Raw genomic sequence first — 24,404 nt, forward strand, 5'->3', positions numbered from 1 at the left:
AGAAGATCAAGGGTAAAAGGAGCAGCTCAAACAGAGGAGGATAGAATGAAGCAGGGCTCAATTCTTGTTGCTGGTAGCTTGAATATGGATCAGGTAGTACGCGTTCCTCGCATCCCCGCGCCAGGCGAAACATTGCTCGGGGCCGGTTCCTTGAAACTCATCCCGGGCGGTAAGGGGGCCAATCAGGCTGTTGCAATGGCCCGACTGGGAGGCTCAGTCAGCATGGCCGGACGAGTAGGGAGCGATCCCTTTGGCAAGCAATTGGTAGCAGAGCTTCACAAACACTCGATTGACACTGAATTGATCGTCACAGATCCTATAGAATCAAGCGGCGTTGCGTTCATCTTTCTATTGCCCGAAGGCGAAAATTCGATTGTTGTTGCAGGCGGGGCCAATATGCAGGTCGGACGAGATGAACAGCACTTTGCAGCAATTCAAGAGGCACTTCCTCAGGCAAAGGCCCTCGTACTACAAATGGAAATCCCTATCGAGACGGTCACCCGCCTGATCGAAGCTGCCCATAAGGTTCACGTTCCCGTTATTCTCAATCTGGCCCCGGCGCATTCCCTGCCACGAGAGGTCTTACAAAAGGTCTCTGTGCTGATCCTCAACGAAACCGAGGCCAGCCACCTCAGCGGCCAGCAAGTGAACACGACGGAGGATGCACAGGTTGTCGCCACGGTCCTACAGGGATATGGCATTCAGACGGTTGTTATCACCCTGGGAGGCAGAGGAGCTGTGTTGGTCACCCGAAACGAGGAGCACAAACCACGCTGCGTCTATCAGGCGGCCCCCCGCATCCAGATTGTGGACACAACAGCCGCCGGGGACTGCTTTGTAGGCGCATTGACCGTTGCCCTTGCCGAAGGGAAGCAGGCAGAGGAGGCGCTGCGCTTCGCAGTCTATGCCGGCTCGCTCAAAGTAACGCGGTTTGGCGCTCAATCGGGCATGCCAACACTGGAAGAAGTGCTTGCCTCATATCCCTCACACTGAGCGTCGGTGAGTAGTCTCCAGATCTTCGCACTGGAAACTACTCATGCTCCCTTTGCTAGCGGACCGCCCGATGCAAGAGCTGCACAAAGCGCTCATGGGATGCGGTCAGAACAACCTCTACGTTTGGCTCACGCTGAAGAACATTCCCGATATCCACAATAGTCTGGCCACGAGTTAACGAATCGGTCGCGACATCGACAAAGAAGCGGCCCGTCTCGGTTGCCGTTTCTGGCTCAAGCGCGATCGCCATTGTCAGCGGATCAGCCAGCACAATGCCCCGTTGTAGATTCTTCTGACTGACTTCCCGCGCCACCCGCTGAATATCGACACAGAACGTGGCCAGCGACGTGCCTTGTGCCTGAAGCTGACCTTCTTCCTCGGGAGTCAACATACCATAGCGACTTGAAAGCTGCCAGTCAACCAGCTTGATTGGCATACCCGAAGCGAACACGATTTTCGCTGCCTCAGGATCGACCCAGGCATTATATTCCGCAACCGGGGTTACATTACCACCAGAGACTGAGCCCCCCATCACAATACACTCTCGAACCAGAGACGCCAGTTCCGGTTCAAGCGTGAGAGCAAGCGCTAGATTGGTCAGCGGCCCCAGGGCCACCAGCGTGATCTCAGAGGGATAGCGCCGAATCGTTTCACGCAACACATCAACCGCATGGCGCTCCGCGGGCACTCTTCCGCTCAAGGGCAACCCGATATCTCCCAGACCATCCTGTCCATGATAATCGTGAGCTGCCTCCAATGGCCGCAATAACGGTGCAACCGCCCCGGGATAGACCGGCACCTGCTTGCCACACAACTCAACCGTGTAGAGCGCGTTCTGTACCCCCTGCTCAAGTGGCATATTTCCGCATACCACCGTGATCGCCTCAATCGTCACATCAGGATATGTCAGCGCCATGACCAGCGCGACTGCATCATCACTGGCTGTATCTGTATCGATAATAAAACGCCGCATAGAATACTCCTTACAAAAGCCTTATTATCTATCACCCATATTGATAGTAACAGAATAGAATACTCCTTACAAAAGCCTTATTATCTATCACCCATATTGATAGTAACAGATATAATAAGAGGACGATGCAAGTCGCTTTTGACAATTGCCCGGAAATACAGTATATTACAAGAGTATATTCCGACCTTTTTACTCGGATTAAACAGGAGCAAAATCAAGGAGCCGATGAATGGCACAGATTAACGAAGCAGAAGTACTGGACGCCTTACGCGAATGCTATGATCCAGAGATACCGGTCAATATCGTCGATCTCGGGCTGGTGTACGGCCTTAACATAAACCAGGAAGAAGGGCACGTAGATGTCACCATTACCCTGACAGCTATTGGTTGTCCGATGGCCGGAGAGGTGATGGAGGAGATCGACATGCGTGTACGTCAGGTCGAAAACGTGAAAAGCTGCAAAGTCGACCTCACCTTCGATCCTCCCTGGTCTCCTGAGCGGATGACAGAAGACGCACGGTGGGAACTGGGTCTTGTCTAAGCAGAAAACACAATGGGTGGGCTGGTTCCATGACAGAGCCAGTTCATCCATATTTTCCACCTCTCTTTCTCCTTTCCTCATCCCTCACTCTCTTCTCCACTTTTCCTTCTGAATTTACCCTATCACCTGAGTAAAGTCAATCATAGCAAAGCACTTCCATCCCTCGCTATCGAGCCTCTCGCATGGTATGATAGGGTGCGAGAAGTACTGCGAGACTGCCAACTTGGCACAACCGAGAAAGAATGGTATGCTAGTAGGACCTTATCCTGTACGGCACTTTCTTGCGTTCTATCTGTACTTATCTGGAGTTCTCGGAGTTTTTGCATGCAATATTGTATTAACTGCGGCCAGCCTTTGCGACCAGGGGCCTCGTTCTGCACCAATTGTGGCTATCAGAACCCTGGTACGCCGAGCACACCGGGCTTTAGCAGCAATGACTACTCGGCACAAACGGTAGCCAGCCCGCCGCCGGTTGCTCAGCAAGATTTTCCGGCTCCTCCTCCCCTCTCACAACCGCCTTCTTCTCAGGGCTCAGGAGCCAACCATCAGCCGCTACACGAAACCTATTCAACAATCCCTGCGCCGATTGATTCCAATCAGGCGTATCAGGAAACGGCCTCTTCCTATGCGACCGAGGCAGCATACGGGAGCTCACCCAATTACCCGAATGTTCAGGCTCCCAATCAGTTTGGCTCTGCCGCAAACTACCCGCAGCAGACTCCCAATCACCCTGGCTCTGCCGCGAACTATCCACAGCCAACACCCAGTCAATTTGGCCCTGTCGCCAGCTACCCGCACCATACCCCCGGGCAATTTGGTTCTGCCGCGAACTATCCGCCGCAACAGTTTTCCGGTTCCAGCCCCTACAACGCGCCATCGCAGGGTAGCTTTCCTACCCCCCCACAACCGCCAAAGAAGAAGAGAACCGCACTGATCGCTATTTCAGCAGCGCTTGCTCTGCTACTCATTCTCGGCGCAATTGTAACGTTTGGCGTCATTATTCCGAACCAGGTTCAGGCCGACCAGACCGCGACAGCCCAAAAAACGGTGACAGCCCAGAATCAGGCCACGGGAACTGCAAACGCACAGGTGACAGGAACATCCGTCGCGCAAGCACATGCAACTTCGACTGCTCAAGCACAGGCGACAGCGAACGCTGTTGCCACACAAACGACACTTCAGAGTCTCTATACGCAGGCCACAGGAGGGAAGCCCGTTCTCTCGTCGCCACTGGCAGCAAACGATAGCGCGAACTGGAACGTGGGTAAAACCAATGATGGAGGCGGATGCAACTTTAGCGATGGCCAGTATCATTCGACGCTGAACAAAGAGAAATATTTCCTGACCTGCTATGCCCAGAAAACCGACTACGCCAACTTCGCCATTGAGGTCGAGATGACGATTGTAAAAGGCGATGCAGGTGGTCTGGTTCTGCGCGGCGATGCAAAAGGCGGGAATGCCTATCTCTTCTCGTTTAAGAGCGACGGCACCTATGCAGTCCATGTCGAGAAGAACAGCAGCTTTAAAGGTTCAATCCTGACTAACCATACCGATATGATGCGCACTGGCTCCGGCGAGACAAACACAATCACTGTTATCGCTCAGGGTGACACCATGTATCTCTACATCAACAAACGTTATGTTGATAGCGTGGTCGATAGTACCTACAGCAGCGGACAGGTCGGGGTATTCTGCGACGCGGAGTCACAGCCTACAGACGTTGCGTTCAAAAACTTCAAAGTCTGGAATCTCTAAGCAGCAAAGAGCAGTCTCCCGGGAGGCTGCTCTTCCCCTTTTACCTCATAAGGGTTGACAAAGCGCAAACCCAGTGTTATTCTCGATATATCAGTTCAGCACAACAAAATATCAAGCGATGAACGGGATAAGTACCTGTTGGGTGATCTCAGAGAGCTGCGGGATGGTGCAACGCAGCGATACACCTTCAGCGAAATCCACCCGGGAGCCTGCGCGAACAGCGTTTACGGTTCGTCCCCGTTACCGGACAACAACGAGGTTCACTTACAGGTGAATAAAACAAGGTGGCACCACGATAGAGCATATTCTGCGTCGTCGTCCTGAAAGAAAAGGACACGGCGTTTTTTTATTGTCTGAAAAGAGGAGTTTGACAGATGTTAGATCTTACCTTTATCCGAAACAATCCGGATCTCGTGAAAGAGGCGGCACGACTGAAAAACAACCCGATCGATATCGACGCGCTGCTTGAGCTTGACCGGCAGGTTATCAATATGCAGCAGGAAGTTGACCAGACCCGCGCTCAGCAGAAGCAGCTCTCGAAGCAGATTCAGCAAGCTGCGAAAGAGAAGAATGTGGAGCTGCGCACTCAACTTATTGCCGAAGGGAAACAGCTCTCGGAGCGCCTGAAAGCACTGGAGCCAGAACTGACCCGCTTACAGGACGAGCGCTATCAGATGCTCCTGCTGGTCCCCAATATTCCCGATCCAAGCGCCCCGATTGGCAAAGATGAGGATGACAATGTGCCCATTAAGTACTGGGGCGAAAAACCACAGTTCGACTTCGAGATGCGCGATCATTATGAGCTCATGCAGCATCTTGATCTGATCGATATCGAGCGCGCGGTCAAGGTTGCCGGAACCCGCAGCTACGCCTTGCGGGGCGACGCAGCCCGCCTGGAACTTGCCCTGATTCACTTCGCTCTCGATCGTCTGGCCAAAGAAGGTTTCATGCCGCTTATCGTGCCCTCAATGGCCCGCGATTTCGCCTTTATTGGCAATGGACAATTCCCAAAAGGACGCGATCAGGTATACGAGGTTGAGGACGAGGATCTGTTCCTTGTTGGCACTGCCGAGGTCTCGATCACCGGCATGTATAAAGATGAGATCCTCAAGGCCGAAGAGCTGCCACTGCGCTTTGTTGGCTATAGCCCCTGCTACCGTAAGGAAGCGGGAACGTACGGCAAGGATACACGCGGCGTCTTCCGTGTCCACCAGTTCAATAAGGTCGAGCAGTACATTATCTGCAAAAACGACCATGAGGAATCGGTTCGCTGGCATGAGCAGCTTCTGAGAAACGCGGAAGAGCTGGTGCAGGCGCTTGAGCTCCCCTATCGCGTGGTCAACGTCTGTACCGGAGACATGGGTGATGGCAAGGTCGGCATGTATGATCTTGAATGTTGGGTGCCGAGCGAGAACCGCTACCGAGAGACCCATTCGTGCTCATACCTGCATGACTGGCAAGCCCGTCGCGCTAATATCCGCTATCGCGACGAAGATGGGAAGCTGAAGTTCGTTCACACACTGAATAACACTGCCATTGCCTCGCCACGCATCCTGATCCCGCTGCTGGAAAATCACCAGCAGGCGGACGGAAGCGTACGGATTCCCGAGGCACTCCGCCCGTATATGGGTGGTCAGGAGTACATTCACCCGAAACAATAAAACCCCTGTGCGCGTCTGCCGGGAAGCAGCAGACGCGCCTTTTCTTTGAGTATGGAAGGAGCAAAGACCCCTTATGGACCCCATCAACGTCTTTGATTACGAGAAGCTGGCCCGCGAGAAACTGGATCAGTTAGCCTGGGACTACTACAATGGCGGCAGCGACGACGAAGTGACCCTGCGCGCCAATCGTAGCGCCTTTGAGCGTATTCGCATCCGTCCGCGCATGCTCGTTGATACGAAGAATCTCGATATGCGTACCACCGCACTTGGCACGCCGATCAGCATGCCCGTCATTGTCGCACCTACCGCAGCCCACTCAATGGCTCATCCCGACGCTGAAATTGCCACAGTGCAGGCCACAGGCAACTGTGATACCATTTTTACCGCCAGCACCGCGGCCTCACGAAATGTGGTTGAAATTGCACAAGCCGCTACCGGGCCAATCTGGTTTCAGTTATATACGCATCGCAACCTCGACTTCAGCCGGACGCTGGTTCAGCGGGCCGAGCAGGCAGGCTATCGCGCGATTGTGTTTACCGTCGATATGCCACAACTTGGACATCGCGAACGTGACCTGCGCAACAACTTTGACCAGCTTCAGCAGCTTCCTACCGCAAATTTCCAGCTCTCCGAAGGCTTTCTCAATCCAACCGAACGCCATAAGATTGATACATGGGAAACGGTCGACTGGCTCAAAAGCGTGACCAGCCTGCCCATTCTGTTGAAGGGCATTCTGACCGCTGAAGATGCGCTGCTGGCCCTGGAACATCACGTCGATGGAATCATTGTTTCCAATCATGGCGGTCGTCAGCTTGATGGGGTTATGGCCGGCATTGAGGCACTGCCAGAAGTGGTTGAAGCTGTCGCAGGCCGCTGTGAGGTCTACATGGATGGTGGTATCCGACGCGGCACCGATATCCTCAAGGCGCTGGCGCTTGGCGCTCGCGCTGTACTGGTAGGTCGTCCTGTGCTGTGGGGACTAGCCGCAAACGGAGCTCAAGGTGTACGCGGCGTGCTGGAAATCTTGCGTTCTGAACTGGCACTGGCGATGACACTGGCTGGTTGCCCGAACCTTGCCAGCATCACGCCCTCATTGGTGAAGATTCTATGAGGCAAGCGGAATAATTTCTCCGCGCACCGACAGCGCTTCATCATCGATATACAACATGCCGATACTACAGGTTGGCTGGCGACGACGATCTGTAGCGCTTCCAGGATTAAAGAGCAGCAGCCCATCCTGCTCTTTATTGTAGGGTACATGGCTATGTCCGAAAACGACCACCCGGGCCCGGGGAAATTCTACTAGAGCATTACGTGCATAATATTTTGAATCACCCAGAATATGCACAATGCCAATACGACAAAAGCCAACCTGTATCTCTCGCTTGATGGGAAGCGCCTCTACCACCTCATCATATTCGACATTCCCCTGCACTGCGACAACAGGTGCGATCGTTTCCAACTCCGAGAGCACCGAGAGTACCGAGAGATCACCCGCATGGATAATCTGCTCTACATCAGCAAAATGCTCCCAGAGAGCCTCTGGAAGCCGCTTAAACCTGGGAAGGTGAGTATCAGAAAGAACTCCTACTTTATGGACCATACTATTTCGCTTCCTCCCTGGATGTGCTATTACGCTAGTGGTACGTTGCCGGGCTATACTGAAGAAAGAGCCCCTTTCAATGAGTCCGAGACCGGTACCAAAAAAAACGATGAGAAAACCTACTTCCAGGATACATAACATTTATGCGTATCGCTATTATATCCGACATTCATGGGAATCAGGTAGCGCTTGAAGCAGTGCTGCACGATCTTTCCCAACAGGCGCCAGTCGATCATCTGGTGATTGCTGGTGATCTCTGCCTGAACGGGCCTCGACCCAAAGAGGTCCTGCAACTGATCCAGAGCCTTCAGTGTCCGGTCATCCAGGGAAATGTGGACGTTGACACCATCACAGGAGCTCCCACGAAAAGTCCGAAGAAACGCCGCATCATCGCCTGGACACAGGAACAGATCGGGCAGGAAGGCATCGACTACCTGTCCGCTCTGCCCTTCTCACACCTGATTACCAACCCGCATGGGAGTAACGCCTTGATTGTCCATGCAAGCCCCCGGACACAGAACGAGGCCATTTTCCCCACAGCCTCAGATGAGACGCTGGAAGAGCAACTCGGCTCGCTTAATGCCACTATTGGAGCGCTCGCCTTTGGACACCTCCATATTCCGTATGTTCGACACTGGCGACAGCTCCTGTTAGTCGATGTCGGCAGTTGTGGTCTGCCCCGAGACGAAGATGCACGTGCTTCCTATGGCCTGTTAACATGGCAGGATGGAAGCTGGCATGCCGAGATCCGACGCGTTTCCTATGATATCGAGCAGGTAGTCAGGCAATTGCGCGAGTGTGGCATTCCTCATGCCCGCAGCCGCATCAAGATCCTGACGACCGCGAAATATTGATCTGTTGGCAGACAAAAAAGAAGAAGCCCCGCCGAAGAAGCGGGACTTCTTCCCTCAGCACCCTATCACCAGGACATACAGTTATAATGCTGCATGTTCAAATGGCAGGGACATTCGTACAATGTATCTGCAAGCAGCGGTGACTGAGAGGCTCCGGCCTTCTCCGAAAGCTCGCCAGTCGGCCCGGTTAATTGTTCCAGCGCTGGAAAATCGTCCTCACCATAGAGTTCCTCACCAAAGTAACTGACAGCGTCCCCGATGTCTACTAACTCCAATTCCTCAATAATTGCACGTAATTCGCTTGTAGAAGTCATAGTAGAACCCCCAATAAAAAAACGAAGCGGTCAAATCAGTCCTCCTCCACCTTGCCCCTCGGCCCCAGACCTTGCCTGGACGCCCTGTACAGGATCACTGATCCCCTTTTTCAAAGCGGGTCCGCGTACTGCGCTCAGCCTCCCTTGCAAGACGCCTCACGCAATCTGAGTAAGTGTTAGCAGGACAAAAACAAAAGCATAATGAAAACATAGCTCTATCAGTAGAAACGCCTCACCGGGGCAAGTCGAGCCAGAAAAAGCTTTCAATAGGCCAAAAAGGCCAGTCCTTGTGGATGAGTCTATGATGATAACAGGTAGCGCTGCAACCCCTTCAACCGAAAACTCGACCGCATAGCCCTTGCCTGCTCAAACGTGATATACTGACATGGACAAAAAAGGCTTCCAGCGAGGCGGAGCGTTCAAGCTGCTCTCTCTTACGCTTGAGGAGTACCCGGCAGACAAGTGTACAAGCAGGTCAAACACGCTCCCGTTTACGACTGGCTGACACGAGGAAAGCAATCGAAGCTGTCAGCACACATGCAAATAGATTATTCACTTGCAGGAGTTTTCTTTATGGCAAGCAAAAACTATGATGTAGCAGTGATTGGTGCAGGACCAGGCGGCTACGTCGCCGCTATCCGTGCCGCACAACTTGGTGCCAGTGTCGCGATCGTGGAAAAACAATATCTGGGCGGAACCTGCCTCAATGTCGGTTGTATCCCTTCAAAAGCCATGCTCCACATCGCAGAAGTACTGCACAACATGGAGTCACTGGATGATCTGGGTATTAGCCTTCCCGAGCAACCTACCCTCGATATGCGCAAGGCGGTTGCCTATAAAGATAAAGTGGTAAAGCGCATGACCAGCGGCGTCGGCCAACTGATGAAAGCAAATAAAATCGATGTCTTTGAAGGCAAGGCAAGCGTTGACGCCTCCCGCTCTATCAGCATCGAAAAGAATGATGGCTCTCAGGAAACCATCAGCGCGGACAAGATCATTCTGGCAAATGGCTCCGTCCCCTTGATGCCGCCTATGCCGGGTATCGACGGGCGCAATGTGATCAACAGCGATACCTGCTGGAATCTGCCCGCTGTTCCAAAGAGCCTGATCTGTGTCGGCGGTGGCGTAATCGGCGTCGAGCTGGCCTGCATGTTTAACGCGATCGGCACAAAAGTGACCATTCTGGAAATGCTACCGAATATCCTGGCTCCCGTCGATGACGAGGTACGCAAGCTGCTGGTCCGTATCCTGAACAAGCGTGGAATCGAGATTGTGACCGGCGCAAAGGTTGAGGCAATCGAGGATGATGGCGACCAGAAGAAGGTTATTACCACCACCGACAAGGGTGAACAGTCCTTCAATAGCGAGTACGTACTGATGGCTGTCAGTCGCCGTGCCAATACCACCGGCCTTGAGCAACTGATTGAACAGGGCCTTGATATGGATCGTGGCCGCGTTCGTGTCAACGAGAAGATGGAAACCAACCTCCCCGGCATTTATGCGATTGGTGACCTGACGAAAGGTGCCGGTCTCGCTCACGTAGCCTCAACCGAGGGTGAGGTTGCCGCTGAGAACGCGATGGGCCATCAGACAACAATGGAATACGATGTTGTCCCCAATCCTATCTTCACATTCCCGGAAATTGCCTTCGTCGGCCTGACCGAGGCACAGGCCAAAGAGAAATACGACGAGGTTCATGTGGAGCGCTTCCCCTGGGCAGCAATTGGGAAAGCAGTCGCTATCGGCGAGATGGATGGCTTCACCAAGATTATCACAGGCAAGTATGGTGAGATTCTGGGTGCCCATATTATCGGCCCCGATGCCACAAACCTGATCAGCGAGTTCTCGATTGCTATGCGCGGCGAACTGACAGTTGATGAGATCATCGACACGATTCACCCGCACCCAACCCTGAGCGAGGGCATTCACGAAGCCGCTCTTGCGGTCGAAGGTCGCCCCCTTCATATTGGGCCCAAACGCCAGCCCGTTCGCGCTTAAAAACGCATCGAGCATATCTGAATATCAATCCCCTGGGTCGTTCCGTCAGTATGGGACGGCCCTTCTTCTTTTGAAACGCCTGGTCCCCCCTTTTTTCCTAGCAGAGCTTCTTCCCGCTACAGAAGCCCACCCACTACGTCTCTATATCCAGAAGCTGTAAACACTAGAGAGGTAAGCCACTTATCAGTATACCGTAGCAGTATGCTAAAAGTATACCCATTCTCTTTTGCATTCAGGCTATCAATGCACCTGCTTTTTTTCCAAATATCGACGTGCTTTTCAATCACGTGCAAGTCAGCAAACCAGAAAGAGCACTTCCATGATGTATGACCACAAGACCAGTTTTGAAAGCGCGGGCAGGCAAACCGGTATAGAGAATACTCCGTTCCCGACGGCCTTCCCGGAACTACCAGGACAGAACGAAGAGCTAATACAGGACTTTGTTGCCTATTCGCGTCAGCAACCATTCCAGGTAGAAAGAGCACCTGAAGTTGCTTCCAGGCAACCTGATCCGCCTCCATTCACTCGGCCGACAATACCTCCCGTCATGCACTCACGCAGACGTCCGCTCTGGCTTCCCCTGGTGATCTCATTGATCGCGCTTGTTGTCGTCTTCGGCGGCGTCCTGGGTTATACTGCGACTCTCTCTAATAAAGGAGGGTCAGCCTCCCCGAACACACCACAACTCACCGCACAACAACAGGCGCATAAGGTTGCAGAACAATTTATGACGGCCTTCAAGGCAAAGGACTATCAAAAGCTCTGGTCTCTGCTTCATCCCGAGATTCAAAAACAATGGAAGAATCAGGCGGCCTATGTTGCCTTCCAGCAAGCTCGCTACAATGCCTATACCTTTCATAGCTATACGTTCGGCAAGGAGGAGCAACGAAAAACCTGGATCAATCCCGAAACCATGCAGAGCTACTCGAACGTGTTGCACATACCCGTCTCGCTCAAGCTCGATCTGACCGAGCCACCAGCCGATACAACGCTGCTTGCCGATGACGTTCTGCATCCTTCCCGGATCTTCCAGAATCTGCCTTTGATCATCCAGGAAATGACGCTCAAAGGGAAAGAAAAGCAGTGGCGCGTGCTGGCAGGAGGCCCCGCGGATCCAGAGGCACCTGTACTGCCCCCGTTACAGCCACCAGCACAACAACTCGCAGTGCCAATTCTGATGTATCATCACATTCTTGAGCTTCCCGCAAGCGCAAGCGCTCTTGATCTCAGTCTGGCCGTCTCGCCACAGCAGTTTGAAGAGCAATTGAAATATCTCAAGCAGCGAGGCTACCATGCAATCACCTTCAATCAGCTATTTAACGCGCTCTATTTCGGCGCTTCACTGCCAGAGCACCCGGTGATTCTGACGTTTGACGATGGCTACACAGATGCATACACAAACGCCTATACACTGCTCAAAAAATATGGCTACACAGGAATGTTCTATATTATTACAGAAAAGATTGGCTGGGAGGGTCAGGCAACCTGGAATCAGCTCCGTGAGATGCTCGCCAATGGCATGCAGATAGGCTCTCACAGCGTCCACCATGTCGATATGGGAGTCACCTATCTCTCCTCGCCCGATCAGGCATTCAGGGAGCTTCAGGAATCCCGTGCGACACTAGAAAAGAATCTCAAGGTACCAATTCAGCAGTTCTGTTATCCTGCCGGCGAGCCGTTCCGAAGCGGAGCGCTGAGTACACAGCAGGCCGTCGTCGCACAACTGAACAAGGCTGGCTATGTCGGCTCGACGATTGCCCCGGGTGAAACCGGCATCATTCAGGACAGCCAGCAACCGCAAAAGCTCTTCCGTATTCGGGTAGATGGCCGGTACGGGCTTGATGTCTTTACTGCCAGCATTCCCTGAGCAAAGGCAGAGGTGACGAGAGCGCGTCCCGTCACCTCACTCTGCCCCACTTTTCCCCGGAAAATGGCGAATTTTCAAAAATCCTGGCAAAAGGTCTTTACAACTTCCACAGAGTATGGTATTATCTAATCCGCAAGGGGGTGTAGCTCAGTTGGGAGAGCGCGACAATCGCACTGTCGAGGCCAGGGGTTCGAATCCCCTCATCTCCACCAGGAAGATTGGTTGAATTGATGAGAAAAAGGCTTGCAAATCGCTGACGGATGTGGTATAGTAAATACCGCCAAAGAGGAAGCGATGAGCAGGAGTAGTAGGTTTCTCGTCCAGAGAGTAGCCGGGTGGTGCGAGGCTACATCAGTAAACCGAACTCGCCTGGGAGCTACAAGTGTCAACAGGATATCCTGGTAGCGCTTGTCGGGACGCCCGTTATAGCGTAAAATGAGAGTAAGTTCAAGGTAAGTGTACCAACACGATTTACAGAACATGGGCCTGTAGCGCAGTTGGGAGAGCGTCTCCATGGCATGGAGAAGGTCAGGGGTTCGAGTCCCCTCAGGTCCACCAACAAATTTGCTTACCTGAACTGAAAAATCAGGGTGGTACCACGGAAAGCCTTTCGTCCCTCGCGGATGGAAGGTTTTTTTGTTGTTCCCTTCCCTGCTCTTCGTCATTCCTCGGTTCACGTTTGAGCCAGGAAGCTCAGGCCGTTTCCGCCAGAAACGGCCCTTTTCAGCAGTGTGGCGATGCTCAGAGCTTTTCCTGATTGCTTGAAGTTCTTGTAATTCTGGACCTTATCGCTGTATCCCAGATATGTTTGAGGTTGGTTTCATAAAAGTCTTCACATGCTTTCATGGATTACTCAGCCCGGGGCACTGACGATTATCCATGATAAGAACAATGAAAGCTACAGCCACTGCTCACCTACGCTGGTGAGCCTTACAGCAGTCCTTTGAACTGCTGCGGAAAGAAAGAATTTCGGGGAGGACCGTACATGATTACGCGCACAAAATACGACCCCAAAGAAATAGAACAGCGCTGGCAGGCCAAATGGGAAGCAGATCAAATCTATCATGCGCCGGATGAGTCGCCAAAAGAGAACTTCTATCATCTGGTCATGTTCCCATATCCTTCCGGTGATCTGCATATGGGGCACTGGTACAACTACTCTGCACATGACGCCTTTGGTCGACTCAAACGCATGCAGGGCTATAATGTGATGCAGCCCATTGGCTTCGATGCCTTTGGCCTGCCCGCCGAAAATGCCGCGATCAAGCGCGGCATCCAGGCCCGGGACTGGACACTCGCCAACATTGAACGCATGCGTGATCAGCTCAAAGCAATGGGCGCAGGCTGGGACTGGCAACGCGAAGTAGTCACCTGTCTGCCAGAATACTATAAATGGACACAGTGGCTCTTCCTGCAATTCTACAAGCATAATCTGGCTTATCGCACGAAAGCGCCCGCGAACTGGTGTCCGAGCTGTAACACCACGCTGGCAAATGAGCAGGTGCTGGCTGATGGCACCTGTGAGCGCTGTGGCAGCATCGTCGAACGCCGCGAGATCGACCAATGGCTGCTGAAGATCTCTGCCTACGCCGAGGAGCTGCTAAAGTTCGAGGATATTGACTGGCCTGAAAAAACGGTCACCATGCAGACTAACTGGATCGGTCGCAGTGAGGGCGCAGAGGTCCGTTTCACCGCTGAGATCGAGGGCAAAACCGAAGCAATCTCCGTCTTTACAACACGCCCGGACACGATCTATGGCGTGACCTTCTTCGTTCTGGCACCAGAACACCCCTGGGTTGAGAAGCTCACTACTCCCGACCGGCGCGCCGACGTCGAGGCCTACATTGAACAGGCTCGCCGCGAAAGCGAGATCGAGCGCATGAACACCGAGAAAGAGAAAACCGGTGTCTTCACCGGCGGCTATGTCACCAACCCCGTCAGTGGCGAACCGGTTCCCGTCTGGATTGCCGATTATGTGTTGATGGGCTATGGTACTGGCGCGGTTATGGGCGTGCCCGCTCACGATCAACGCGACTTCGAGTTCGCACGGAAATTCGGTCTGCCTATTCGTCAGGTCATTTGTGCCGAAGACGAAGAGCCCTCCGATCCCGCGACCTGGGATTCAGCAAAGGCAGCCCTGGGCACAATGATCAATTCCGGACCGTTCAACGGAACCCCCGCCAGCGAGTCTAAAGCGCGTGTCATCCGCTACCTGGAGGAAAAGGGAATCGGGAAGGCAACCGTGAGCTACCGCCTGCGCGATTGGCTCATCAGTCGTCAGCGTTACTGGGGTTGTCCGATCCCGATTGTGTACTGTGACTCCTGTGGCATGGTGCCGGTTCCTGAAGATCAACTGCCTGTGCGCCTGCCCGAATATGTCCAGTTCAAGGCAACCGGTGAGTCTCCGTTGCGCTACGAGAAGGATTTCCTGAACACCACCTGCCCGAGCTGTGGCGGCCCGGCAACCCGCGAAGCAGATACAATGGACACCTTTATCTGCTCATCCTGGTACTACATGCGCTATACCGATCCGCACAACAACGAGGAAGCATGGAGCCAGAAACGCATCAAAGAATGGATGCCGGTCGATCAATATGTAGGCGGTATCGAGCATGCGATCCTGCATCTGCTCTACTCGCGCTTCTTTACGAAAGCGCTGCGCGATATGGGTCATCTGCCCTTCGGTGAGCCGTTCAAGCGCCTGTTCCATCAGGGCATGGTCCTCGGTCCCGACGGCCAGAAGATGTCAAAATCACGTGGCAACGTCGAGGCGCCAGACCGTTATGTTGAAAAGTACGGTGCCGATACGGTCCGTAGCTACCTGATGTTCCTCGGACCGTTCGATGCTGGCGGCTCCTTTAAAGCGGAGAATCTGGAAGGCGTCTGGCGCTTCCTGAATCGCTTCTGGACACTGGTCACAGAGAGCTGGAACGATAATCCAACCAATGAACAGAACGCGGAAACCCGCGCGATCGAGCGTCTGCGCCATAAGACAATCAAGCGCGTCACAGAAGATCTGGAGAATTTCCACTTCAATACGGCCCTGGCCGCGCTGATGGAGTGTAACAATGCGCTGATCAAGCAGCAGAAGAGCCCGGTTGCCAATAGCGCCGAGTATCGCAAGGCGTTAGAGACGATGATGCAGCTACTGGCCCCGATGGCCCCTCATATCACTGAGGAGCTCTGGCACCTGACCGGCCATCAAGGAAGCATCCACCTGAGCGAGTGGCCACACTATGATGAGGCCAAGACCCAGGATGAAACCTTTACGTTGGTCATTCAGGTCAACGGCAAAGTCCGTGAGCGCCTTGAGGTTCCCGCTAACATCAATGAAGGCGAGGTTCGCCAACTGGTGCTGGCAACGCCAAAGGTACAATCATTCATCGGCGATGCCACCATTCAGAAGTTCATCTATGTTCCCGGTCGCCTTGCAAACGTTGTTGTTCGCAAGGGATAACAAAACGCGCTTGAAACTACGTGAAAAAAGAGTTCACAAAAACGGCATCCTGGTGTACAATAAACATCGGGATGCTGTTTTGTATGTTTTCTCGTAGTTGCGTTCAGTGTAAAAAAAGACAGGGAAGCCTGTCATACTGTGTGTTACCAACCAAAGCGTTAAACCACCTGCCATAAGCTTTTTTTGATAGTCTGGGATGGAAGAAAAAGGGCAATCTCCTTGTTGTAATTGAGGAATCCCGCAAGCTCGCGCAACAGTATGATGCGATGTGGCGTTGTGGAGAAGAAAGGGTTCGGTTGTGTGTGGGAAAGAGCGGAATTATGTTCGCGACGAGTCATAACCCCGTAGGACGATGGGGGCTCGAAGCCGCCGGAAAAGCCCCATCACACTGGACTAATGGTCCTGGGAACGGAACGTTTTCGCATTCTCAACCGTATATAATCTTAGAGAGCTCATACAGGTCGCTTGCTCTCCCGTATGGAGAAGGGCCTTTTGAGCGGATTTCGCGTAGTCTCTTTCTGGAAAAGTGTGAACTACTTCACAAGAAAAGTGTCAGACTGACTATAGTAACTACGCCGATTTCCGCTTATCCTTAAACTATCAGGAAATATGTAGCAGGGGAGGTGTTAAAGGAGGTGCGTTTTCCAGAAAAATTTGTATTTGAAAAAGTGTTGTGGCGGACGTCTAAATCAATAGAAGACTGATTGGGTCGATTCTTCTTCATTGGTTTGTCCAGAGCAGCACATGAGATTGAGGATGAGTGCAGTGGCGGCTCGCCATAAATCGGCGTAGGTGGAAGGATATACACATGAATACGAATACACGACCTTTGGAAGCGTATAGCGGCGTCGATCATGCAACCTCTGAAACAGACGAATTAACCAGATGCGGCTTCTCAACTGATGAGATTATTTCCCTGCACTGGTTGCGCCAGTGGTATCAGAATGGTGGAAGTGATAGGGTTGAGGTAATTCGTCACCTGGAGTTTCTTAAACTCCTCTATATGAATGGGAAGTTGAATTCGTAGGTATTTTGAGAACTCGTAGTGCAAGAAGGTATGACGATTCATACCTGTGTGCAATGTAGATATATCTTTTGCGAGGAGCCCACTCTCTGGTGGGCTCCTTCGTTTTTCTATGCTCCAACCTTTTTCAAACCAGGGCGGCTTTTCCTACGTACATGTAAGTAAATCAGATCAAGAACTCGACTCTTAAGAGCTAGAGACTGCAAAATAAAGGACTTCTATGCGCATTATTCTTTATCTTGGCAAAGGCGGCGTCGGCAAAACCACCATCTCAGCCGCAACAGCCGCACGCTCTGCCGCTCTGGGAAAACGCACCCTGGTAGTCAGTACAGATCTCGCCCATAGCCTGGCAGACTGTTTTCAAACCACACTGACCAATGAACCCCAGCAGCTAGCGCCCAATCTCTACGCCCAGGAAGTAAACGTGCTCGATGAGATGCGGCGCGGTTGGGGCAAGCTTCAGGAGAAGATGGCAAATGCCCTTCGCAAACAGGGCATGGATGACGTGATCGCTGAAGAACTGGCACTGGTTCCCGGCATGGACGAGATTGTCAGCCTGGTGAACATCTATCGCAATGCCCAACAGGGCAACTTCGAGGTTGTGGTCATCGATGCCGCCCCTACTGGTGAGACGGTTCGCCTGCTCAGTATGCCCGATACATTCCAGTGGTACGTGAACCGTATCTCCGGCCTACAAAGTGTGCAGAATGCATTGAGCTTTGCGCGTCCCTTTATCAAGAAAGTGCTCCCCTCCACCGAAATTATGACCGAGGTACAGCGCCTCAGTGAGCGCGTTCAGATCCTACGCGAGGTACTGAGCAACCCGGACATAAGCTCGTATCGACCCGTCGTCAACCCGGAAAGAATGGTCATCAAAGAAGCGTTACGTGCCGAGACCTATCTTGCGCTCTTTGGCTATCCGATTGATAGCGTGATGTGCAACCGTGTACTTCAGCCTGGCACGTACCAGGACGCCTTCATGCAGGAGATGTTCCAGAGTCAGGAGAAGCTTCGCACGTTTATCCACGATACCTTCTCGCCGCTGCCCGTCTGGGAGGCCCCCTACTACCCACGCGAGATTCTGGGTGTTGACGCACTGACCCAACTGGCACAGGAGATCTTTGGCGAAGAGGATCCCACCCGAGTCTTTCATCGAGGACCAGTTCAGGAGATCGTCCGTCAGGGTGAAAGCTATGTGCTGCGATTGCCCCTCCCTCATATTGAAATGAACAAGGTGGTCATGACAAAGAAGGGCGACGAGATCATTATTGAGATTGGCAACTTCAAACGCGAAATCACGCTCCCGTCCGTCCTTGCTCATCAGGAAGCGACTCGCGCCCGGCTGGCAAACAATGCTCTTGAGATTCACTTCACTGCCCCGGCAGAAGCAAGCGACAAATCAGCGTAAGGAGTTTTCTGAGAGCAGAAGTAGCTCTTTCTGCTCTCATGCTACTCCTGGATGCTTGCCAGACAACGCAACGTTTTCGGCTCAAAGAAAAAGAGCAACTTGCTTGCACTCTTCTGATCGGTCAGGCAGAAACGCAGCGCTGGCAGCCCGTTATACACAACCAGACGCGGCTCGAAACACGAAAAGGGATGATTCAACCAAAACGCGATAATCTCCTGAACAAGGAGCCCAGATATATCGTAGAAGAATTTGCCTTCCGTCGACACACATACTGCAAACAGAGATTCCGACAGATGCCGCTTAACCACGCCTCAAAACGCTCAGGATCTCGAAGCTGATGCAGCCTTCCAGGCCGCAATCAGTGTTTCCTGTACCACATCCTCTGCCTGTTCATCAATTATCCCGAAGGCACGCGTCTGACGCAGCAACCAGGGTCTACTTCTCTGTAACGCCGTATCCAGTTCAGCTTCAGGAACGCATAATATATTCTTTCTTACCATATGATTTGTCTCCTCTTTTCTTACTCTACACCACAGGCTTTCTCTTCTGTAACATGTCGTACCTCTTCGGCAGTATGCAGTGAAACATCACACAGGAAGTATGGAGCAAGCAAGGTGGCAGAGATAAGCACCAATACAGATAGCAGCAGCGCAGGCACGATTCCGAACCTCTCACCGCACCAGCTTCCGTTAACCAGGCTGAGTACATAGACAGCGATTGATGCAACGTTCCCTGCAGCAAAGACTCTCCCTTACTGCTCACCACGTACCCGTTGCTGGATCAAAGTAGAAGAGATAATACCGTGAACAGGGTTAAATAGCCCTTGAATCGTCATCAAACCGACAACAAGAGGCAGAAACGGAAAACAGCATATCAGCACAGTGCAGAACGCCAGACAGAGCGTTGCAGCGGCCATCCAGCTTCCCGGCTTAAGCCAGCCACTGACCTTCGGCATAAATAGCGAACCGATGAGTGCGCCAATGCCAAGCGCGTTCATGATCCAGCCAACCACCAGCGTATCACCATGCAACACTTGCAGCACAAAAGGCAACAGCAAGACATTCTATGCTCCGCTCCCAAGCCGCACCAGCATCAATACAATGATCAAGCCTATAAGCACTCGATCCTCCCGAATCAGGCGTACACCTTGCAGCAACTCTCCGGCTAGCTTCTGGCCTCGCTCAACAGGGACACGCTCGCTCACGGGCACTCGGAACAGTAACAGCATCAAGGCCGAAAAGAGATACCCACCTGACTCAAGCAGCAACACAGGTTGCAAGCCAAGCAGGACAAATAGTGCTCCTCCTACCACTGGATCAATAATACGGATCAGTGCCTCACTGGTCGATACCAGCGAGTTCATTGCCACAAGCTGTTCATTCTCAACCAGTTGCGGGATAAACGCACGTGAGGCGGGGTTAAAAAACAGGCCAGAGAAGGACTGCACCAGATAAACGCCACAGATCAGCCAGATCATTGCACCACCTTGCAGGAACAACAACGACAGCACCGCAGCAGCACTACAGAGCTCACAGCCGATCAGCACTTTTCATCTGTCCAGCCGATCAACCAGTAGGCCTGCCACAGTGCCGACAAGTATTTCAGGTAAGAAGCTGATCAGCATCATCTATCCCATCGACAGCACCGAACCAGTAAGCTGCAAGACCAGAAGGGGCAAAACAATGCCTGAGGTTGAACCTGCCAGATTGGCAACAAAGCGCCCCAGACGAAACAGCAAGACATCACGTCGAAATAAGAGTGAGAACATACTATCTCCTTCGCTCGTTTTCTCACTCTCTAGTGACTCTTATTCGCTTCAGGTTACATAAAAAAATGTGGCTACCATCAGCGACTGGCAGCCACACCTCATTCAGAGTAGAAGACAAACGGGGAAGTTATTCAACGACAGGGACCCTCTCGGCTCCGGATAGAGTTGCCTCCTCTGAGAAACGCGCAGAGCGCAGCAACCACAGCGACACAAGCGCGGCAATAACCGCCAGTGCTCCGTTTGCCGCAATAAGCGGTGCTGGCCCGACCCGATCACCAATGCCACTCGAAGCCAGCAGACCAACCAGCATCGTTAGAGAAATGATCGTTTCAAAAGAGCTAAACACTCTTCCCCGATATCGCTCATCCACGGATATCTGAAGCAAGGTCTGAATCGAAACCATACAACCAGCCAGCAAAACCCCTATAATCGCGATGGCCCCAAGCGCAAGCCATAGATTCGGAAAGAATGCTAACAGCAGCATCGTACAACCAGTTGAGATCAGCCCTAGAGAGACGAGGATAACCGGCTTCACCTTCTTCGTAAGCGTACTCACCAGGAGGGCCCCGAGCAGCGTTCCAGCTCCCTGAGCAGTGAGAAGCCAGCTAAACGCCATCGCATCAGCATGGAGCATCTGTTCAATAAAGGGAACCAACATCACATTCATCAACCCCTGACCAACCATCATAATGCCCATAATCACAAAGATACCCACCACAACCTTACTTTGTTTAATCGCAACCAGCCCCTCAAGCAACTCGCTCCAGAGCCGCTTTAGCGCATTGCCAGAAGCAACAACCGCCTCCTGTCCTTTCGAGGTGCTCTGCACTGCCATCAGCATAATACAGCATGCGGAAAACAGGTAGGTCACGCTATCAGCAATCACGACGCCACTCAGGCCAAGTAAGGCCAGCATCGCCCCACCCAGCGGAGGACCGATGAGCCGCGTCACCGACTCACTAAAGGATGAAAGGGCATTTGCTCCAATCAGTTGCTCTTTTTCGACCAGCATAGGGATAAGCGCCATTGAAGCTGGAACAAACAGTTGCGCCATCACCGCCTGCAAGATAGTCACAACATAAATGATCCAGACGAAATCAGCCGAGCGCACCAGTAACATCAACAGCAGAATAACCGCTCGCAGCAGATCGGTGATCATCATTATTTTGCGCTTATCCCAGCGGTCGAGAAATACGCCGACAACTGGCCCGAGTAGCACCCGCGGTAACAATTCAACAATATACATAATGCCAGTCTGAAGCACCGAACCAGTCAACTGATAAATGTAGAATGGCAGGGCAACGACAAGAAACCAGTCTCCTATCATCGAGACAACCTGACCTAACCACAAGAGTGTATAATTCTTTTTCGCTAAGGCGGCAAACATACGTTCTCTTCCTCCATTAAAAAGTAACTTTTCTCGGTAGAATTTTTCCATCTTTATAGAGAAATTTTTTGCTTCATCGGAAGGATACCATAGATATCAGCAAAAATCAACATGAATTCGCCTGTAAATTGCAAATTAATTGCCAAAATTCTCCAAAAGAAAAACATTTCTTTCTGGCTTCCCCAAAACAGGTCACTGAATCCCGGGTTGGAAACACCTGTTCCGCATCATTCGTACTAGAAAAAGGAGAGTATTCACGCTTCTTTCTGGTGGGCAGGGCCAGGGAACGAAGAGAAGCAAAACACAGGGACATTCCAACCTGCACGAAAGGAACACACATGAAAATAGGCATTGCAGGCTCAACCGGCGTCCTCGGTCGTGCATTACTTCCTCTTCTGCTCCAAAAAGGATACATTGTACGTACAGTGGCACGAACTCCTGAACAAGTTCGCGCCCTTGAATTAGCGGGTGCAGAGGTCATGCAAGGCGACTTACTGGACCCGGGAACCATTGCCAGATTGCCCCAATTGCTGAAAGGGTGTGATGTCGTCATCCATATCGCGGGCGCGGTCCCCCCTGACCCGGGCGCCACTCAGGATCAGATCCAGGTCAGACGCGTGTTAACCGAGAGCACGCGTGCCCTTCTTGAGATCTCGCTTGCGGTCGGAGTTAAGCGCTATTTACAGCAGAGTATAGTGATGGGGTATCAGGACAGTGGGGACAACTGGATTTATGAGGGTGCGCCGTTCGATACTACACCACAACGGCTCTTTATCAGTCAGCCAATCAGTGAAATGGAGGAACGGATTCGCGCCATCCCTCCCGAGAAACTGCACTGGTGCACCCTGCGTGGTGGACAGTTTGTCGGCCCAGAAACAGATCAAGAACAACAGCTCACTCTACTTCGTCAGGGAAGGTTGGCGGTTCCCTGCACAGGACGCCACTTTCTCTCGCCAGTGCACGTCCATGATATGGCAACAGCATTTGTTGCCGCGCTGGAAGCTGCACCAGCCGGCTCAACGTTCAACATTGTTGATGAGCCTATACGATGTGGTGAATACTTTGATCGCCTGGCAGACCTGTTAGAGGTCCCGCATCCGCCCCGACAGCCGATGAAGCCCTGTCCGCCCTCACAACGGTGCAGCAATCTTGCCGCCAGAAAGCTCCTGCACTGGCAGCCAGTCTGTGGCATCTGGCCCACAGAAAGTATGCTCTTACAGGAAAGATAGCCATTATGCGTATCGGCTTCACCCCGATATTACTGATCGGAGCCGCGCTCCTGCTTATCGGGATCCTTGCGACAATCTATATACAGAGCCGCCAGGGAAATCAGCAGGCGATTGCCCTGGCGAATCGTATTCTCGTCCCGATACTGGGCACACTCGGGCTGTTCGTCAACGTTCTCTGGATGGCCCGGCGCGAAGAAACACAATGCCCGGGCCCGGCAGGATACACCCCCTATATCGGCCTGGGCCTTGCGCTCCTCCTGGTTCTCGTTGGCTTGCTTCGCTACTTTTTTCAAGCGCCGCCGCGAGACCGCCGTGTCATCGTTCAGCCTATCTTGCTCGCCCTGATCTTGCTCACGATCGTGTTTCTGATCATCTATCTGGGCGGTTGCCTGACATTTCTCAAATAACAGACAAACGCCGCCACTCAGGCCAGAGCCTGCTCAAGATCAAACAACAAATCATGAATATCTTCAATGCCAACCGAGAGACGAAGCAGCGTATCAACCACGCCACGCGCCTCCCGAATCTCTTGCGGGATGGAGCCATGTGTCATCGTCGCGGGATGACAGACCAGCGACTCCACACCTCCCAGACTCTCCGCCAGCGTAAAGACCTTCAGCCGTCGCAACACGTTATCAACATCGGCCCGTGTTCCCTTCAACTGGAACGAAACCATACCGCCAAAGCCTCGCATCTGCCGCTTTGCCAGCGCATGATCTGGATGTGAAGGCAGGCCGGGATAATAGACACGCTCGACCCGTGCATGTTCATCAAGGAAGCGGGCAACCGAGATCGCGTTCTCTTCATGCTGCTTCATTCGTACCGCCAGCGTCTTAATGCCCCGAAGTGTAAGCCAGACATCAAACGGCCCGGGAACAGCTCCGACTGCATTCTGGTGGAATTTCAGTTCCTCGTAAACCTCCTGATTACTGGTAACCACAACCCCACCGATCACATCGCTATGGCCGTTGATATACTTGGTCGTACTATGCAGCACAATGTCCGCGCCAAGATCCAGCGGATTTTGAAAGTACGGACTGGCAAACGTGTTATCAACGACCAGAAGCAGTCCGTGCTGATGGGCAAGGCGAGCCACCGCCTGAATATCAACCAGATTTAACAACGGATTCGTCGGGGTTTCCAGCCAGATCAGGCGCGTATTCGGGCGGATTGCCTTTTCATACTCCACAAGATTACTGGCAGTCACATAGCTGGCCGAAACGCCATAGCGGCCCATGACACGCTCAAAGAGGCGATACGTTCCCCCATAGAGATCGTCACAGGCTATCAGATGGTCCCCGGCGCGCAGCAGGTTCAGAATCGCATGTTCAGCAGCCAGCCCGGACGCAAAGGCCAGGCCATATTGACCATTTTCCAGCGCCGCAACACATGCTTCCAGCGCGGTACGCGTGGGATTGCCCGTTCGCGCATATTCGTAGCCCTTATGCTCTCCGAGGCCAGTCTGAGCATAGGTTGACGTCTGATAGATCGGGGTCATAACCGCACCGGTCGTCGGGTCCGGCTCCTGCCCCGCGTGAATCACTTTTGTTGAAAACTTCATACAACAAACTC

The 24,404-nt window shown here is 52.7% G+C and carries 23 protein-coding genes, 2 tRNA genes and 1 other annotated feature; of the genes, 15 read left to right on the plus strand and 10 right to left on the minus strand.

What is annotated here, in order from left to right:
* Nucleotides 1–45: 45 nt before the first annotated feature.
* Nucleotides 46–993: a ribokinase gene (gene rbsK, locus EI42_RS03670; RefSeq protein WP_170142326.1), complete on the plus strand. Its 948-nt coding sequence runs from the start codon at nt 46–48 to the stop codon at nt 991–993.
* A gap of 55 nt (nt 994–1,048) precedes the next feature.
* Here the strand turns inward: rbsK and EI42_RS03675 are convergent, their stop codons facing one another.
* Entirely contained in the window at nt 1,049–1,966 is a 918-nt protein-coding gene (locus EI42_RS03675; protein ID WP_111318914.1) for a nucleoside hydrolase, read from the minus strand.
* Between the two features lie 229 nt (nt 1,967–2,195).
* On the opposite strand from EI42_RS03675, the gene EI42_RS03680 reads away from it, so the two are divergent.
* The 4 genes from EI42_RS03680 (at nt 2,196) to EI42_RS03695 (ending at nt 7,034) form a co-directional block, all read left to right on the plus strand.
* Nucleotides 2,196–2,507 (plus strand): metal-sulfur cluster assembly factor, encoded by a 312-nt coding sequence (locus EI42_RS03680; RefSeq protein ID WP_111318916.1) that lies wholly within the window; start codon nt 2,196–2,198, stop codon nt 2,505–2,507.
* A gap of 324 nt (nt 2,508–2,831) precedes the next feature.
* Complete coding sequence (locus tag EI42_RS03685) at nt 2,832–4,262, plus strand: zinc-ribbon domain-containing protein (protein ID WP_111318918.1); 1,431 nt, start codon at nt 2,832–2,834, stop codon at nt 4,260–4,262.
* 109 nt (nt 4,263–4,371) lie between these two features.
* Nucleotides 4,372–4,588: a binding site (T-box leader), on the plus strand.
* 48 nt (nt 4,589–4,636) lie between these two features.
* Nucleotides 4,637–5,923, plus strand: a complete 1,287-nt coding sequence (serS, locus tag EI42_RS03690; RefSeq protein ID WP_111318920.1) for a serine--tRNA ligase — start codon at nt 4,637–4,639, stop codon at nt 5,921–5,923.
* A 73-nt stretch (nt 5,924–5,996) separates the two neighbouring features.
* Entirely contained in the window at nt 5,997–7,034 is a 1,038-nt protein-coding gene (locus EI42_RS03695; RefSeq protein ID WP_111318922.1) for an alpha-hydroxy acid oxidase, read from the plus strand.
* On the opposite strand, the gene EI42_RS03700 is transcribed toward EI42_RS03695, so the two are convergent.
* Nucleotides 7,029–7,526: a metallophosphoesterase family protein gene (locus tag EI42_RS03700; protein WP_170142327.1), complete on the minus strand. Its 498-nt coding sequence runs from the start codon at nt 7,524–7,526 to the stop codon at nt 7,029–7,031. The two genes, EI42_RS03695 and EI42_RS03700, sit on opposite strands and share 6 nt — an antisense overlap.
* Nucleotides 7,527–7,669: 143 nt before the next feature.
* On the opposite strand from EI42_RS03700, the gene EI42_RS03705 reads away from it, so the two are divergent.
* Nucleotides 7,670–8,380: a metallophosphoesterase family protein gene (locus EI42_RS03705; RefSeq protein WP_111318926.1), complete on the plus strand. Its 711-nt coding sequence runs from the start codon at nt 7,670–7,672 to the stop codon at nt 8,378–8,380.
* Between the two features lie 65 nt (nt 8,381–8,445).
* On the opposite strand, the gene EI42_RS03710 is transcribed toward EI42_RS03705, so the two are convergent.
* A complete protein-coding gene (locus tag EI42_RS03710) occupies nt 8,446–8,694 on the minus strand; it encodes a hypothetical protein (protein WP_111318928.1) in 249 nt (82 codons plus the stop codon).
* A 573-nt stretch (nt 8,695–9,267) separates the two neighbouring features.
* On the opposite strand from EI42_RS03710, the gene lpdA reads away from it, so the two are divergent.
* From lpdA to EI42_RS03745, 7 genes are all read left to right on the plus strand, one after another.
* The gene (lpdA, locus tag EI42_RS03715; RefSeq protein ID WP_111318930.1) at nt 9,268–10,692 is read left to right on the plus strand and encodes a dihydrolipoyl dehydrogenase; all 1,425 of its coding nucleotides are present in this window, start codon (nt 9,268–9,270) and stop codon (nt 10,690–10,692) included.
* 319 nt (nt 10,693–11,011) lie between these two features.
* On the plus strand, nt 11,012–12,559 hold the full coding sequence (locus EI42_RS03720; RefSeq protein WP_111318932.1) for a polysaccharide deacetylase family protein: 1,548 nt from the start codon (nt 11,012–11,014) through the stop codon (nt 12,557–12,559).
* A gap of 136 nt (nt 12,560–12,695) precedes the next feature.
* Nucleotides 12,696–12,771, plus strand: a tRNA-Ala gene (locus tag EI42_RS03725).
* Nucleotides 12,772–13,041: 270 nt separating this feature from the next.
* Nucleotides 13,042–13,117: transfer RNA gene (locus EI42_RS03730), tRNA-Ala, on the plus strand.
* 427 nt (nt 13,118–13,544) lie between these two features.
* Nucleotides 13,545–16,016, plus strand: a complete 2,472-nt coding sequence (gene leuS, locus EI42_RS03735) for a leucine--tRNA ligase (RefSeq protein WP_111318934.1) — start codon at nt 13,545–13,547, stop codon at nt 16,014–16,016.
* 808 nt (nt 16,017–16,824) lie between these two features.
* Nucleotides 16,825–17,043: a hypothetical protein gene (locus EI42_RS03740; protein ID WP_111318936.1), complete on the plus strand. Its 219-nt coding sequence runs from the start codon at nt 16,825–16,827 to the stop codon at nt 17,041–17,043.
* Between the two features lie 217 nt (nt 17,044–17,260).
* Complete coding sequence (locus EI42_RS03745; RefSeq protein ID WP_111318938.1) at nt 17,261–18,448, plus strand: ArsA family ATPase; 1,188 nt, start codon at nt 17,261–17,263, stop codon at nt 18,446–18,448.
* A gap of 41 nt (nt 18,449–18,489) precedes the next feature.
* On the opposite strand, the gene EI42_RS31845 is transcribed toward EI42_RS03745, so the two are convergent.
* The 6 genes from EI42_RS31845 to EI42_RS03770 all read right to left on the minus strand — a co-directional run bounded on the left by EI42_RS31845 (nt 18,490) and on the right by EI42_RS03770 (nt 21,603).
* Nucleotides 18,490–18,714: a hypothetical protein gene (locus EI42_RS31845; RefSeq protein ID WP_137686110.1), complete on the minus strand. Its 225-nt coding sequence runs from the start codon at nt 18,712–18,714 to the stop codon at nt 18,490–18,492.
* Nucleotides 18,715–18,768: 54 nt separating this feature from the next.
* Nucleotides 18,769–18,948, minus strand: coding sequence for a sigma factor (locus tag EI42_RS03755; protein WP_111318942.1), 180 nt, complete (start codon nt 18,946–18,948; stop codon nt 18,769–18,771).
* Nucleotides 18,949–19,199: 251 nt separating this feature from the next.
* Entirely contained in the window at nt 19,200–19,505 is a 306-nt protein-coding gene (locus EI42_RS34610) for an MFS transporter (protein ID WP_111318944.1), read from the minus strand.
* Nucleotides 19,506–19,511: 6 nt separating this feature from the next.
* A complete protein-coding gene (locus tag EI42_RS34615; RefSeq protein WP_111318946.1) occupies nt 19,512–19,994 on the minus strand; it encodes an MFS transporter in 483 nt (160 codons plus the stop codon).
* 81 nt (nt 19,995–20,075) lie between these two features.
* Nucleotides 20,076–20,216 (minus strand): hypothetical protein, encoded by a 141-nt coding sequence (locus tag EI42_RS32280; RefSeq protein ID WP_170142328.1) that lies wholly within the window; start codon nt 20,214–20,216, stop codon nt 20,076–20,078.
* A gap of 127 nt (nt 20,217–20,343) precedes the next feature.
* Entirely contained in the window at nt 20,344–21,603 is a 1,260-nt protein-coding gene (locus EI42_RS03770; RefSeq protein WP_170142329.1) for an MFS transporter, read from the minus strand.
* A 338-nt stretch (nt 21,604–21,941) separates the two neighbouring features.
* Between EI42_RS03770 and EI42_RS03775 the strand changes: the two genes are divergently transcribed.
* Both EI42_RS03775 and EI42_RS03780 read left to right on the plus strand, forming a co-directional pair.
* Nucleotides 21,942–22,832 carry an NAD-dependent epimerase/dehydratase family protein gene (locus EI42_RS03775; protein WP_111318950.1) on the plus strand — a complete coding sequence of 297 codons (891 nt, stop codon included), beginning with the start codon at nt 21,942–21,944 and terminating at the stop codon, nt 22,830–22,832.
* A 5-nt stretch (nt 22,833–22,837) separates the two neighbouring features.
* Entirely contained in the window at nt 22,838–23,239 is a 402-nt protein-coding gene (locus EI42_RS03780) for a hypothetical protein (RefSeq protein ID WP_111318952.1), read from the plus strand.
* Between the two features lie 17 nt (nt 23,240–23,256).
* Here EI42_RS03780 and EI42_RS03785 read toward each other — a convergent pair whose 3' ends face one another.
* Nucleotides 23,257–24,393, minus strand: a complete 1,137-nt coding sequence (locus EI42_RS03785; protein WP_111318954.1) for a cystathionine gamma-synthase — start codon at nt 24,391–24,393, stop codon at nt 23,257–23,259.
* Nucleotides 24,394–24,404: the final 11 nt, after the last annotated feature.

This window comes from Thermosporothrix hazakensis, from assembly GCF_003253565.1.
GTDB classification, from domain to species: Bacteria; Chloroflexota; Ktedonobacteria; order Ktedonobacterales; family Ktedonobacteraceae; genus Thermosporothrix; species Thermosporothrix hazakensis.

What these genes read in the sequence shown, in the direction of transcription:
- rbsK (WP_170142326.1), top strand. Translation starts at nt 46, where the DNA reads ATGAAGCAGGGCTCAATTCTTGTTGCTGGTAGCTTGAATATGGATCAG.
- EI42_RS03675 (WP_111318914.1), bottom strand. Translation starts at nt 1,966, where the DNA reads ATGCGGCGTTTTATTATCGATACAGATACAGCCAGTGATGATGCAGTC.
- EI42_RS03680 (WP_111318916.1), top strand. Translation starts at nt 2,196, where the DNA reads ATGGCACAGATTAACGAAGCAGAAGTACTGGACGCCTTACGCGAATGC.
- EI42_RS03685 (WP_111318918.1), top strand. Translation starts at nt 2,832, where the DNA reads ATGCAATATTGTATTAACTGCGGCCAGCCTTTGCGACCAGGGGCCTCG.
- serS (WP_111318920.1), top strand. Translation starts at nt 4,637, where the DNA reads ATGTTAGATCTTACCTTTATCCGAAACAATCCGGATCTCGTGAAAGAG.
- EI42_RS03695 (WP_111318922.1), top strand. Translation starts at nt 5,997, where the DNA reads ATGGACCCCATCAACGTCTTTGATTACGAGAAGCTGGCCCGCGAGAAA.
- EI42_RS03700 (WP_170142327.1), bottom strand. Translation starts at nt 7,526, where the DNA reads ATGGTCCATAAAGTAGGAGTTCTTTCTGATACTCACCTTCCCAGGTTT.
- EI42_RS03705 (WP_111318926.1), top strand. Translation starts at nt 7,670, where the DNA reads ATGCGTATCGCTATTATATCCGACATTCATGGGAATCAGGTAGCGCTT.
- EI42_RS03710 (WP_111318928.1), bottom strand. Translation starts at nt 8,694, where the DNA reads ATGACTTCTACAAGCGAATTACGTGCAATTATTGAGGAATTGGAGTTA.
- lpdA (WP_111318930.1), top strand. Translation starts at nt 9,268, where the DNA reads ATGGCAAGCAAAAACTATGATGTAGCAGTGATTGGTGCAGGACCAGGC.
- EI42_RS03720 (WP_111318932.1), top strand. Translation starts at nt 11,012, where the DNA reads ATGATGTATGACCACAAGACCAGTTTTGAAAGCGCGGGCAGGCAAACC.
- leuS (WP_111318934.1), top strand. Translation starts at nt 13,545, where the DNA reads ATGATTACGCGCACAAAATACGACCCCAAAGAAATAGAACAGCGCTGG.
- EI42_RS03740 (WP_111318936.1), top strand. Translation starts at nt 16,825, where the DNA reads ATGAATACGAATACACGACCTTTGGAAGCGTATAGCGGCGTCGATCAT.
- EI42_RS03745 (WP_111318938.1), top strand. Translation starts at nt 17,261, where the DNA reads ATGCGCATTATTCTTTATCTTGGCAAAGGCGGCGTCGGCAAAACCACC.
- EI42_RS03755 (WP_111318942.1), bottom strand. Translation starts at nt 18,948, where the DNA reads ATGGTAAGAAAGAATATATTATGCGTTCCTGAAGCTGAACTGGATACG.
- EI42_RS32280 (WP_170142328.1), bottom strand. Translation starts at nt 20,216, where the DNA reads ATGTTCTCACTCTTATTTCGACGTGATGTCTTGCTGTTTCGTCTGGGG.
- EI42_RS03770 (WP_170142329.1), bottom strand. Translation starts at nt 21,603, where the DNA reads ATGTTTGCCGCCTTAGCGAAAAAGAATTATACACTCTTGTGGTTAGGT.
- EI42_RS03775 (WP_111318950.1), top strand. Translation starts at nt 21,942, where the DNA reads ATGAAAATAGGCATTGCAGGCTCAACCGGCGTCCTCGGTCGTGCATTA.
- EI42_RS03780 (WP_111318952.1), top strand. Translation starts at nt 22,838, where the DNA reads ATGCGTATCGGCTTCACCCCGATATTACTGATCGGAGCCGCGCTCCTG.
- EI42_RS03785 (WP_111318954.1), bottom strand. Translation starts at nt 24,393, where the DNA reads ATGAAGTTTTCAACAAAAGTGATTCACGCGGGGCAGGAGCCGGACCCG.